An 11,620-nucleotide genomic window follows, 5' to 3' on the forward strand; every position below is an offset into this window, starting at 1 on the left:
CGGTAGTCGCCTTCGCAAGGCAACGAAGGCCGGTGGTAATGGGTCCTGGCTTTCGCCAGGACGACGATGGAACAAGACGTTAGGTTTCGCTCAAAAGGAGGATCCGATGGATCTCGCTTTCACCAAGGAAGAGATAGCGTTTCGCGAGGAGGTGCGGGAGTTCTTCAAGAACAACGTGCCGCCGGAGACCCGGCGCAAGCTGCAGGAAGGCCGCCATCTGTCGAAGGACGAGATGGTCACCTGGTGGCGCATCCTCAACAAGAAGGGCTGGGGTGTCACCCACTGGCCGAAGGAATATGGCGGCACCGGCTGGAGCACCGTGCAGCACTACATCTTCAACGAAGAGCTGCAGTCCTATCCGGCGCCGCAGCCGCTCGCCTTCGGCGTCAGCATGGTCGGCCCGGTGATCTACACCTTCGGCAACGAGAAGCAGAAGAAGGAATACCTGCCGCGCATCGCCAATGTCGACGACTGGTGGTGCCAGGGCTTCTCGGAGCCGGGCTCGGGTTCGGACCTCGCGTCGCTGAAGACCAAGGCCGAGCGCCGTGGCGACAAGTGGATCATCAACGGCCAGAAGACCTGGACCACGCTCGCCCAGCACGCCGACATGATCTTCTGCCTCTGCCGCACCGATCCGGCCGCGAAGAAGCAGATGGGCATCTCCTTCATCGTGTTCAGCATGAAGTCGAAGGGCGTCACCGTGCGTCCGATCCAGACCATCGACGGCGGCCACGAGGTCAACGAGGTGTTCTTCGACGACGTCGAGGTGCCCTACGAGAACCTGATCGGCGAAGAGAACAAGGGCTGGGATTACGCAAAATTCCTGCTCGGCAATGAGCGCACCGGCATCGCCCGGGTCGGCGTGTCGAAGGAGCGGCTGCGCCGCATCCGCGCGCTGGCCTCCAAGGTCGAGGCCGGCGGCCGCCCGGTGATCGAGGATCCGGCGTTCCGCGAGAAGCTCACGGCCTGCGAGATCGAGCTGAAGGCGCTCGAGCTGACCCAGCTCCGCGTCGTCGCCGACGAGGGCAAGCACGGCAAGGGCAAGCCCAATCCGGCCTCCTCGGTGCTCAAGATCAAGGGCTCGGAGATCCAGCAGACCACGACCGAGCTGTTGATGGAGATCATCGGTCCGTTCGCCGCGCCCTATGACGAGCACGGCGATGCCGGTTCCAACGAGAGCATGGATTGGACCGCGCAGATCGCGCCGAGCTACTTCAACAACCGCAAGGTTTCGATCTACGGCGGCTCCAACGAGATCCAGCGCAACATCATCAGCAAGGCGGTGCTGGGGCTTTGATCCTCTCCCTCTCCCCGCTCTTCGCGGGGAGAGGGTTGGGGTGAGGGGCATCTCTCCGAGCAACGACTGCCGAGAGACCTGTACCCCCTCACCCGGATCGCTTCGCGATCCGACCTCTCCCCGCAAGCGGGGCGAGGTGAAGAGGCCCCGGCTTGAACAACGATCAGTTAGTTAAGGGAACGAACATGGATTTTGATCTGTCCGAGGAGCAGCGGCTTCTCAAGGAAAGCGTCGACGGGTTGCTGGCGGATGCCTACGACTTCGATGCGCGCAAGAAGTACATGAAGGAGAAGGGCGGCTGGAGCAAAGCGCTCTGGAGCAAGCTCGCCGAGCAGGGCCTGCTTGGTCTGCCCTTCGCGGAGACCGACGGCGGCTTCGGCGCCGGCGCGGTCGAGACCATGATCGTGATGGAAGCGCTCGGCAAGGCGCTGGTGGTCGAGCCTTATCTCGCCACCGTCGTGGTCGCCGGCGGTTTTCTGCGCCATGGCGGCTCGGCCGAGCAGAAGGCCAAGCACATTCCCGGCATCATCGACGGCAGCAAAACCTTCGGCTTTGCCCAGCTCGAGAAGAACTCGCGCTACGACCTGTTTGATGTCGTGACCACGGCGAAGAAGAAAGGCGACGGCTGGGTGATCGACGGCGAGAAGTTCGTCGTGCTCAACGGCGAGAACGCCCAGACCTTGATCGTGACCGCGCGCACCAAGGGCGGCCAGCGCGACAAGACCGGCATCGGCGTGTTCCTGGTTCCGGCGGATGCCAAGGGCGTCACCAGGAAGGGCTATCCGACCCAGGACGGCCTGCACGCCGCCGACGTCACCTTCACCAATGTCGAGGTCGGTGCTGACGCCGCGATCGGCGATCCCGGGAACGGCCTGCCTCTGATCGAACGCGTCGCCGACGAAGCCCGCATTGCGCTGTGCGCGGAAGCGGTCGGCGCGATGGACGAGTCGCTGAAGGAGACGGTCGAGTACATCAAGACCCGCAAGCAGTTCGGCGTTGCGATCGGCTCGTTCCAGAGCCTGCAGCACCGCGCCGCCGACATGTTCGTGGCGCTTGAGCAGGCCCGCAGCATGTCGATGTTCGCCACCATGGCGTCTGACTTCGACGATGCCAAGGAGCGTGCGTCGGCGGTTGCCGCCGCCAAGGTGCAGGTCGGCAAGTCCCTGAAGTTCGTCGGCCAGCAGTCGATCCAGCTTCATGGCGGCATCGGCATGACCATGGAAGCCAAGATCGGCCACTACTTCAAGCGGCTGACCATGATCGAGAACACGCTCGGCGACACCGACTACCACCTCCGTCGCGTCAGCGAGGGCGGCGGGTTGTTGGCCTGAGCCATCTCCGTCATTCCGGGGCTCGCGAAGCGAGAACCCGGAATCTGGCGCCGTAACCTCTGGATTCCGGGTTCGCGACTGCGTCGCGCCCCGGAATGACGTGCAAATAACAGGGAAACAACAACAATGAAAAACACCCCGTTCGATCTCACCGGCCAGGTCGCGGTCATCACCGGCTCGAGCCGCGGCATCGGCCGCTCCTCGGCCGAGCTCCTGGCCAAACTCGGCGCCAAGGTCGTGATCTCCTCGCGCAAGGCGGATGCTTGCCAGGAAGTCGCCGACGGCATCAAGAAGGCGGGCGGCGACGCGCTCGTCATCCCCTGCAACATCGCGCGCCGCAACGAGGTCGAGGCGCTGGTCTCGGGGACGATCAAGCATTACGGCAAGATCGACATCCTGGTCTGCAACGCCGCGGTCAATCCCTATTACGGCCCGCTGCTCGACATCACCGACGAGGCCTTCGACAAGATCATGGGCTCCAACGTCAAGAGCAACATCTGGCTGTCCGCACTGGCGATCCCGCAGATGGCCGAGCGCGGCAAGGGCTCGGTCGTGATCATCTCCTCGATCGGCGGCCTGCGCGGCTCGACCGTGATCGGCGCCTACGGCATCTCCAAGGCGGCCGACTTCGCACTGTGCCGCAGCCTCGCCGGCGAGTGGGGCCCGAAGGGCGTGCGCGTCAATTGCGTGGCGCCGGGCCTGGTGAAGACCGATTTCGCCCGCGCGCTGTGGGAGGACCCGGACAATCTGAAGCGCCGCACCGCATCGACGCCGCTCCGCCGCATCGGCGAGCCCGACGAGATCGCAGGCGCTGTGGCCTATCTCGCTTCCGACGCGTCGACCTTCATGACCGGCCAGACCATCGTGGTCGACGGCGGCGTCACGACGGCTGCGACTTAATCTTCAAGAGAAGCCGTCGTGGCCGGGCAAGCCCGGCCACGACGCGTTGCTTCAGACTTGCTCCAGCGCCCGCTCGAAATCCTCGATCAGATCGTCGGGATGCTCGAGCCCGGCCGAGAAGCGAACGAAACCTTCGCTGATGCCGAGCTCGGCGCGGGCCTCCGGCGCCAGGCGCTGATGCGTCGTGGTCGCGGGATGCGTGACCAGGCTCTTGGCATCGCCGAGATTGTTGGAGATGCGCGAGATCTTCAGCGCGTTGAGGCAGCGGAAGGCACCGGCCTTGCCGTCCTTCACCTCGAAGCCGACCAGCGTCGAGCCGGCGCCCATCTGCTTCTTCACCGTCTCGGCCTGCGGATGATCGGGGCGGCCCGGATAAACCAGCCGCGTGATCTTCGGATGTTTCGCCAGCGCCTCGGCGATCTTCGCCGCGTTCTCGGTCTGGGCGCGGACGCGGACGCCGAGCGTCTCCAGCCCCTTCAGCAGCACCCAGGCGTTGAACGGCGACAGCGACGGCCCGGTCTGGCGCATGAAATTATGGATGTGCTCGGCGATGAAGGCTTCCGACGACAGGATGATGCCGCCGAGGCAGCGGCCCTGGCCGTCGATATGCTTGGTCGCGGAATAGACCACGACGTCGGCGCCGAGCGACAGCGGGCTCTGCCAGATCGGCGTCGCGAACACGTTGTCGACGATCAGCCGGGCGCCGCCGCTATGCGCGATCTCTGCGATCGCGCCGATGTCGAGCACGTCGAGCGTCGGATTGGTCGGGCTCTCCAGGAAGAAGGTCTTGGTGTTCGGCCGCAATGCGCGCTGCCACTGGTCGAGATCGAGGCCGTCGACCAGGGTCGTCTCGATGCCGTAGCGCGGCAACAGGTCCTGCACCACGTAGAGGCAGGAGCCGAACAGGGCCTTCGAGGCCACCACATGATCGCCGGCCTTCAGCGGTGCCAGGATCGCGGTGGTCACCGCGGCCATGCCGGTTGCGGTCGAGCGCGCGGCTTCCGCACCCTCGAGCTCGATCATGCGGCGCTCGAACATCGCAATGGTCGGGTTGGAATAGCGCGAATAGATGAAGCCGGGGTCCTGGCCCTTGAAGCGCGCCTCGCATTGCTCGGCGGTGTCGTAGACGTAGCCCTGGGTGAGAAACAGCCCTTCCGACGTCTCCCCGAATTGCGAGCGCAGCGTGCCGCCATGGACAAGGCGGGTTTCGGGACGAAAGCGGGCCGTGGTTTCAGATTCAGACATGTGACCTCCGAGGTGGCCATTTCCCCTGGAGAATGGCCACAAAAAAACCGGCCTGGAGCAACCTCCACAAGCCGGGATCACACTGTCCCCGGCCTGTTTAGCGACTTATTTAACGTGGCTGCAAGCCGGCCGGCTCAAATCACCACGGGATAAGTGCAGCTGATATTCCCTCGCGCCCTTTCCGTCAAGACGGTCATCGGATAACCCGTAAAAGCCCATATTTTGGGGCTTGATGGCCGCCTGGAGTATGATTTTTGGGCCATCTCGAGGGATCGCCGAGGGACCGCATCGTGTCGTTCACGCTGGAAGATGAATCCAACGGAATCCTGCCCGACCGCATGATCGCGGAGATGGCGGAGGCCGGCCTCATTCTGCCCGCCTATGACTTCGTCGAGAGCCAGATCCAGCCGGCCAGCCTCGATCTGCGCCTTGGCGACATCGCCTACCGGGTCCGCGCCAGCTTCCTGCCGGGACCCGATGCCACTGTCGCCGAGCGGATCGACGAGCTGAAGCTGCACGAGATCGATCTGTCCGACGGCGCGGTGCTGGAGACCAACTGCGTCTACATCGTGCCGCTGCTGGAGAGCCTGGCGCTGCCGCCGGAGATCGTGGCCGCGGCCAACCCGAAGAGCTCGACCGGACGGCTCGACGTCTTCACCCGCGTGATCGCCGACGGTACCCGCCGCTTCGACATGATCGGCGCCGGCTATCACGGCCCGCTCTACGCCGAGATCAGCCCGAAGACGTTTCCCGTGCTGCTGCGCGAGGGTTCGCGGCTCAGCCAGGTCCGCTTCCGGATCGGCGAGGCGACGCTGACCGCCGACGAGCTCGATGCGCTGCATGCCGCCGAGCGGCTGGTCGATATCGACGATGCCGATCTCTCCGATGGCGTTGCGCTTTCCGTCGATCTTTCCGGCGAGAGCTCGGGCGGCTTCGTCGGCTATCGCGCCAAGCGCCATACCGGCGTGGTCGATGTCGATCGCCGCGGCGGCTATGCCGTCGACGACTTCTGGGAGCCGATCAAGGCCCGGCCCGACGGCAGTCTCATTCTCGATCCCGGCGAGTTCTACATCCTGGCGTCGAAAGAGGCGGTGCAGGTGCCGCCGGACTACGCCGCGGAGATGGTGCCGTTCGATCCGCTGGTCGGCGAATTCCGCGTCCATTATGCCGGCTTCTTCGATCCTGGTTTCGGCTATGCCGGCGCCGGCGGCAAGGGCGCGCGCGCCGTGCTGGAGGTGCGCTCGCGCGAGGTGCCGTTCATCCTCGAGCATGGCCAGATCGTCGGCCGCCTCGTCTATGAACGGATGCTCGAGCGCCCCGATGCTCTCTATGGCCAGCGCATCGGCTCGAACTATCAGGCGCAGGGCCTGAAGCTTTCCAAGCATTTTCGCGTGTAATTCCGTTTCGCGCGCTTAATTCCGTAGCCCGGATGAAGCGCTAGCGAAATCCGGGACGCTGCATACGCGCAATGAGCTGCCCCGGATTGCGCTTCGCTCCATCCGGGCTACGATTACGCGCGCGAGGCTTTATCTCGCCAACAAGAACAGCGGGAGCAGACATGACCGGAGAGCAGGACGCGCGCGAAACGCAGTGGCGGAAGTGGCGCAGCGTCGCCGATCTCTATCACGCCTTCTTCACCGGCCTGATCCTCACCGTCGTCACGCGGCGCGGCACGGCCGATGCCGCCGAGTTCGTCTTCCGTGTGTTTCGCCGCCAGCAGCAGGAACGCTTTCTCCCTGGCTTGAAGAAGCTCGGCCTCGACGGCCTGCCGCCGGCGGTCGCGGCCGCGCAATATCATTACCTCTCCAACTGGATCGGCGGCGTGCATGTCGAATACATGTATGAGACGGATCGCAAGGCCTGGATCCGCTATCCGCCCGCCGCGCTGGATCTGGAAGGGCACGGCGATCTGCGGCGTGCCCGGCGAGGTCTCGCGCGCGATGCTGCGCGGCTGGCACGCCAACAACGGCGTCGCACTCGGGGATTTGCGGCTCGGCTTCGTCTGCACCAAGCAGAGCGTCGACGGCCAGGACGGGCTCGAGGGCTATTACTGCGAGTACGATCATCCGCTCGAGCTCGACCAGCGCCTGGTGTTCGCGCGCCATCTCGAGGCACCGCTATTCGATCCGAACACCGCGCCGGCGCTGCCGGTCGACAGCTGGCCGAAGCCGCGGCTGGAAAAGGCCTATCGCAACTACGCGATGGAATATGTGAAGACGGCCGCGCCGGTCATCGTGCAGGTGTTCGGCCCGGAGGATGCGAGCTATCTGCTGCATCTCACCGGCAGACTGATCGGCATGCAGTATTACGACGAGGTCGCGCAGGCGCTCGGCGGCCGCCGTGGCCGTGCCACGGAATTTGCCGCATTCCTGCGCACTCTCTTCGAGTCGCAGGACGATATTGCTGACATCACCGAATCCGAGGGCCAGTTCGAAATCCGCCAGCAGGGCTGGAAGCTGATGGCCGACGTGGCCGACTATCATCCGGCCTGCGCCAGCGTATTGACCGGCCTGTTCGAAGGGCTGGCCGCCGGCTGCGGGCGGCATATTCCGGTGCATCTGAAGCCGAACAGCGCCGCCGGCGCGCCGTTCGTCTGGTCGATCGGCTAGCCCCAAGGTTCATCCGGGTTCACCTGCAATCGCGCAGGCCCCCCTTGCGCCCCGCGCACGTGGATTCCGCCGCCGCCATGGTAGGGAAACACCATGGCGCGGCTCCCCAGATCGCGCGTGGGAGTACAAATGTCCGATCTCGGCCTCGCCGAAATTCCTGTCGACGAACAAGAGCGGCCGCTGCCGCCGCCGGTGACCAAGCCGGCGCGCAATGCGCTGCTCGACGGGCCGATCCTGCGCACGCTGCTATGGCTGGCGTGGCCGAACGTGATCGCGCTCTCGGCCGGCACCTGCGTGGTGATCGCGGAGACCTCCTATATCGGCCGGCTCGGCGTCGAGTCGCTCGCGGCGATGGCGTTGGTGTTTCCCTGCGTGATCCTGACCATGACGATGTCCGGCGGCGCGATGGGCGGCGGCGTCGCATCCGCGATCGCGCGTGCGCTCGGCGCCGGCGAGATCGAGCGCGCCTCGACGCTGGCGATGCATGCGCTGCTGATCGGCCTGACCTTTGGTTTGACGTTCATGCTGGGCATGCTGATCTTCGGCCCGCGCCTGCTCGAACTGCTCGGCGGCCGGGGCAATGTGCTGGCGCAGGCGATCGCCTATTCGCAGGTGTTCTTCGGCGGCGCGATCCTGCCCTGGCTGATGAACACCATGGCCGGCATCCTGCGCGGCACCGGCAACATGAAGCTGCCGTCGACCATGATCCTGTCCTCGGCGGTGTGGCAGATCATTCTCGGCGGCACGCTCGGCCTCGGCCTCGGGCCGGTGCCGCAATTCGGGATGCGCGGCGTCGCGGCGGGTTCGCTGATCGCCTATTCGATCAGCATCAGCGTGATGGGCTGGTATCTGTTCTCGGGCCGTGCCCGCGTGAAGCCGAAGCTCAAGGGGCTGCGCGTGCAATGGGCGATGTTCATCGACATCCTCAAGGTCGGCGCGGTGTCCTGCTTCTCGCCGTTGCAGTCGGTTCTGACGATCTCGATCTTCACCCACATGCTGGCGCAGTTCGGCACCGCGGTGCTCGCCGGCTACGGCATCGGCGCGCGGCTCGAATTCATGCTGACCTCGGTCGCCTTCGCGGTCGGCATCGCCTCGGTGCCGATGATCGGCATGGCGGTCGGCGCCGAGCGCGTCGCGCGGGCCCGGCGCATCGCCTGGACCGCGGGCACGGTGTCGTTCCTTGCGGTCGGCGTGGTCGGCAGCTTCATCGCCGTCTTCCCCGACCTCTGGGTCAATCTGTTCACCAATGATCCGCACGTGCGGGCGACCAGCCATCAATATCTCTCGACCGCCGCGCCGATGTACGCGTTCATCGGCCTTGCGATGTCGATGTATTTCTCCTCGCAGGGTGCCGCGAAGGTGCTGGGCCCGGTGCTGGCGCAGACAGCGCGGCTGATCTTCATCGGCACCGGCGGCTGGTGGCTGTCGACGCATGAGGCGAGCGCGCAGAACTTCTTCGCACTCGCCGCCGCCTCGATGGGCGTGCTCGGCGTGCTGTCCTGCCTCAGCGTGATCCTGACGCGCTGGGGCAAGTCGGCACCGGTCGCCGAGGCGCAGCCGGCGCTGTCGTAGATATTAAACCCGTCATCCTGAGGAGCCGCGAAGCGGCGTCTCGAAGGGCGACGGCCCAGGTGTTTCGGCGTGCGCTCGCAGAAACGGCGGGGCTGTCGCCCTTCGAGACGGTCGCTTCGCGACCTCCTCAGGGTGACGGTCATAGTTCGAAATGCGCGGCCAGTCGCATGACCTAGCGGATCACGCCGCGCTCTTCTCCCTGGCCGATTTGGCCATCGCGGCTTGCATCGCCGCCGCGCCGAGATCCATCTGCGCGTCCATGTAGGGCGCGACCTCGTGCGGCAGCACGTCGGCGATCCACACCACGCGGCAGCGCGTGTCGCCCTCGGCGAACACCTGCACCGAGGCGGAATGCTGCTTCAACCGCTCGCTGCTGATCGCATAGACCAGCCGCTTTCGCTGGTCGTCGCAATCGACCAGCGTCTCGCGCGCCACGGTGCCGTTGGAGAAGCTGACGGTGCGGACGTCGCCGTCCAGTTGCGTGTCAGTCACGAAGCCCGGCACCAGCCGCGTATGCAGTGCGCCGAAATCGCGCAACGCGTCCCAGACATGATCTGCCGGCGCGTCGATCGGGATATCCTTGTGAATGGAAGCCATCGTTCAATCCTCGTTGGTTTCAGATGTGTCGTCATGCGAGGAGCGAAGCGACGAAGCAATCCACACCGCAGCAGGCGGAAAGATGGATTGCTTCGCTCCGCTCGCAATGACGGCGGAGCTGTGGTGTGCTAGGTCGACACCGCCTCGACATTGTTGCCGTCGGGGTCGAGCAGGAACGCCGCGTAATAGGTCGGGCTGTAATCCTTGCGATGGCCCGCCGCGCCGTTGTCCCTGCCGCCGGCTTTCAGGCCTTCGGTATGGAATGTCTTGATCGCGTCGTGGCTCGGCGCGCGGAACGCAATGTGCGCGCCACCTTGCGCCTTGCCCTTGTGCAAATGCAGCCAGAGCGCGGGCTCGCACTTCGGGCCGAAGCCGGCGCCGCTGTCGTCGCGCGAGCAGAGCACGAAGCCGAGCGGTGCCAGCACTGCGGTGTAGAAGCGCACGCTGGCGTCGAGGTCGGCAACGCGCAATCCGATATGGTCGTACATGGGAAATCTCCAGTCGTTGGGCGCATCAAAAGACGCGCGGACCGGAGCAGCCTAGCTATTGCAGCGCGAGACGTTCTTGGAAAATCTTGCGGTCGCCGCGCGAGGCCTGGCGGAACTTCAGCGGCGAGGCACCGGCGGCGCGGTGGAAGCTGCGCACGAAATTGGACAGATCGCCGAAACCGACGTCATAGGCGATGTCGGTGACCGGGCTGTCGTCATCGGCGAGTCGCCGCGCCGCATGGCGCAGCCGCGAGCGCACGAGATATTGATGCGGGGTCACGCCGAGCACGGCTGAAAACAGCCGCAGGAAATGGAAGGTGCTCAAGCCGGCCTGCTCCGCGGCATCGTCGAGGTCGATCTGATGCGGCGAATTGGCGTCGATCCACAGCGCGGCCTCGACGGCGCGGCGGCGATCGCGCAAGCCTGCGGTGAGAGGCTTTGCCTTGCGGTCGGACACCAGCTCGACAAGGCGGCTGGTGAGGAGGTGGCCGATCTCGTCGAGGCCGACGTCGCTGTTGCCAGCTGCCGCCGTCTGGGCCAGCTCGCCGATCACCATCAGTTCCGGCAGCGGCGGCACCGACCCGACCTGCCAGACCGCTGCGCGGTCGCCGATGGTCTCGACCAGCTCCGGATCCAGGAAGAACGACAGGCATTCGTCGCCGACCACGTGGTCGTGCGTGCAGGTGTATTCATCGCCGGGATGGCCGACCAGGATCGAGCCTGCCACCAGCTCATGGAAGCGGCCGCGGCAATGGCAGCCGAAGCTGCCGCTGCGCACATAGGACACCGAGTGGCAGGCGAACTGCTCGGCGAACGGCTTGTCGCCGGGTTCCGCCGTGCAGCGGAACTCGTTCACCGTGATGCGATCGCGCTGCAGCAGCGTGGTTCGGACCATACCCCGGATTTAAGCTTGCGGCCGGAGCCGTGCAACGGGCAGCAGCACATCAAAAAGGGTCTTGCTGGTGGTCGGCTGGGCGCCCTCGATCGAGAGCAGCCGCCGTTTCGAGATGCTGCCGCCGTTCGGCGAGATCCGGCCGGCATAATTGCCCGCCTCGAGCACCCGGTGGCAGGGCACCATGACCATGAAGGGATTGCGGCCGAGCGCCTGTGCCACCGAATAGACCGCGCCGGACGCGCGCAAGGCGCTCGCCACCTCGTCATAGGTCCGGGTTTCGCCGCGGGGAATGGTGCGGACAAACTGGTAGACGCGCGCGTTGAAGGCCGGGATGCCGCTCATGTCGAGCGCAACGCCGGCAAGGTCCCCAATGCCGCCGCGCAAGGTCGCGGCGATGCCCTCGATCGCGACAGCGACCTCCTCGGGAGGCCGCATCTCGCGCGCGTCAGGATAAAGCTTGAATAGCCGCTTGCGGGTCTCGATCTCGCGCAGCTCGGGAAGCTGCACGCCAGCCACGCCGAGCTCGCCCCACGCGATGCCGCATCGGCCGATCGCCGTGTCGAAAATGGTATGCCCACGCCCCGCCATGACGCCACCCGCCCCCATGCGCGCGATCCTAACATTGTCGCCGGCGCGCGCATCCGGAATCTTGACGTTTAGCTAACCATGTCGCGGCCCCTTCTGTG

At 65.4% G+C, this 11,620-nt stretch carries 10 protein-coding genes, 1 pseudogene and 1 riboswitch; of the genes and pseudogenes, 6 read left to right on the forward strand and 5 right to left on the reverse strand.

Annotated features, from left to right (window positions below; all coding sequences use genetic code 11):
* Positions 1–106 precede the first annotated feature (106 nt).
* From pimC to ACVW1B_RS38685, 3 genes are all read left to right on the forward strand, one after another.
* Positions 107–1,297: a pimeloyl-CoA dehydrogenase large subunit gene (gene pimC, locus ACVW1B_RS38675; protein ID WP_057016017.1), complete on the forward strand. Its 1,191-nt coding sequence runs from the start codon at positions 107–109 to the stop codon at positions 1,295–1,297.
* 185 nt (positions 1,298–1,482) lie between these two features.
* A complete protein-coding gene (gene pimD / locus ACVW1B_RS38680; protein WP_456822858.1) occupies positions 1,483–2,628 on the forward strand; it encodes a pimeloyl-CoA dehydrogenase small subunit in 1,146 nt (381 codons plus the stop codon).
* Positions 2,629–2,754: 126 nt separating this feature from the next.
* Positions 2,755–3,528 carry an SDR family NAD(P)-dependent oxidoreductase gene (locus ACVW1B_RS38685; protein WP_253604864.1) on the forward strand — a complete coding sequence of 258 codons (774 nt, stop codon included), beginning with the start codon at positions 2,755–2,757 and terminating at the stop codon, positions 3,526–3,528.
* 51 nt (positions 3,529–3,579) lie between these two features.
* On the opposite strand, the gene ACVW1B_RS38690 is transcribed toward ACVW1B_RS38685, so the two are convergent.
* Positions 3,580–4,773 (reverse strand): O-succinylhomoserine sulfhydrylase, encoded by a 1,194-nt coding sequence (locus ACVW1B_RS38690; protein ID WP_456822859.1) that lies wholly within the window; start codon positions 4,771–4,773, stop codon positions 3,580–3,582.
* Between the two features lie 76 nt (positions 4,774–4,849).
* Positions 4,850–4,929, reverse strand: a riboswitch (SAM riboswitch).
* Between the two features lie 134 nt (positions 4,930–5,063).
* Between ACVW1B_RS38690 and ACVW1B_RS38695 the strand changes: the two genes are divergently transcribed.
* The 3 genes and pseudogenes from ACVW1B_RS38695 (at position 5,064) to ACVW1B_RS38705 (ending at position 8,954) form a co-directional block, all read left to right on the forward strand.
* Complete coding sequence (locus ACVW1B_RS38695; protein ID WP_028339061.1) at positions 5,064–6,170, forward strand: 2'-deoxycytidine 5'-triphosphate deaminase; 1,107 nt, start codon at positions 5,064–5,066, stop codon at positions 6,168–6,170.
* A 161-nt stretch (positions 6,171–6,331) separates the two neighbouring features.
* A pseudogene (locus ACVW1B_RS38700) lies at positions 6,332–7,382 on the forward strand (hypothetical protein).
* A gap of 129 nt (positions 7,383–7,511) precedes the next feature.
* Positions 7,512–8,954, forward strand: coding sequence for an MATE family efflux transporter (locus ACVW1B_RS38705; protein ID WP_168857616.1), 1,443 nt, complete (start codon positions 7,512–7,514; stop codon positions 8,952–8,954).
* 180 nt (positions 8,955–9,134) lie between these two features.
* Here the strand turns inward: ACVW1B_RS38705 and ACVW1B_RS38710 are convergent, their stop codons facing one another.
* The 4 genes from ACVW1B_RS38710 to ACVW1B_RS38725 form a co-directional block, all read right to left on the reverse strand.
* Positions 9,135–9,551, reverse strand: coding sequence for an SRPBCC family protein (locus ACVW1B_RS38710; protein WP_076832454.1), 417 nt, complete (start codon positions 9,549–9,551; stop codon positions 9,135–9,137).
* Between the two features lie 128 nt (positions 9,552–9,679).
* On the reverse strand, positions 9,680–10,039 hold the full coding sequence (locus ACVW1B_RS38715) for a VOC family protein (protein ID WP_456822860.1): 360 nt from the start codon (positions 10,037–10,039) through the stop codon (positions 9,680–9,682).
* 55 nt (positions 10,040–10,094) lie between these two features.
* Entirely contained in the window at positions 10,095–10,934 is an 840-nt protein-coding gene (locus tag ACVW1B_RS38720; protein WP_456822861.1) for a helix-turn-helix domain-containing protein, read from the reverse strand.
* A gap of 9 nt (positions 10,935–10,943) precedes the next feature.
* Entirely contained in the window at positions 10,944–11,522 is a 579-nt protein-coding gene (locus ACVW1B_RS38725; RefSeq protein ID WP_456823088.1) for a methylated-DNA--[protein]-cysteine S-methyltransferase, read from the reverse strand.
* Positions 11,523–11,620 lie beyond the last annotated feature (98 nt).

It is taken from the genome of Bradyrhizobium sp. USDA 4502, from assembly GCF_054063355.1.

What these genes read in the sequence shown, in the direction of transcription:
- ACVW1B_RS38705 (WP_168857616.1), top strand. Translation starts at nt 7,512, where the DNA reads ATGTCCGATCTCGGCCTCGCCGAAATTCCTGTCGACGAACAAGAGCGG.
- pimD (WP_456822858.1), top strand. Translation starts at nt 1,483, where the DNA reads ATGGATTTTGATCTGTCCGAGGAGCAGCGGCTTCTCAAGGAAAGCGTC.
- ACVW1B_RS38720 (WP_456822861.1), bottom strand. Translation starts at nt 10,934, where the DNA reads ATGGTCCGAACCACGCTGCTGCAGCGCGATCGCATCACGGTGAACGAG.
- ACVW1B_RS38710 (WP_076832454.1), bottom strand. Translation starts at nt 9,551, where the DNA reads ATGGCTTCCATTCACAAGGATATCCCGATCGACGCGCCGGCAGATCAT.
- ACVW1B_RS38690 (WP_456822859.1), bottom strand. Translation starts at nt 4,773, where the DNA reads ATGTCTGAATCTGAAACCACGGCCCGCTTTCGTCCCGAAACCCGCCTT.
- ACVW1B_RS38725 (WP_456823088.1), bottom strand. Translation starts at nt 11,522, where the DNA reads ATGGCGGGGCGTGGGCATACCATTTTCGACACGGCGATCGGCCGATGC.
- ACVW1B_RS38685 (WP_253604864.1), top strand. Translation starts at nt 2,755, where the DNA reads ATGAAAAACACCCCGTTCGATCTCACCGGCCAGGTCGCGGTCATCACC.
- pimC (WP_057016017.1), top strand. Translation starts at nt 107, where the DNA reads ATGGATCTCGCTTTCACCAAGGAAGAGATAGCGTTTCGCGAGGAGGTG.
- ACVW1B_RS38715 (WP_456822860.1), bottom strand. Translation starts at nt 10,039, where the DNA reads ATGTACGACCATATCGGATTGCGCGTTGCCGACCTCGACGCCAGCGTG.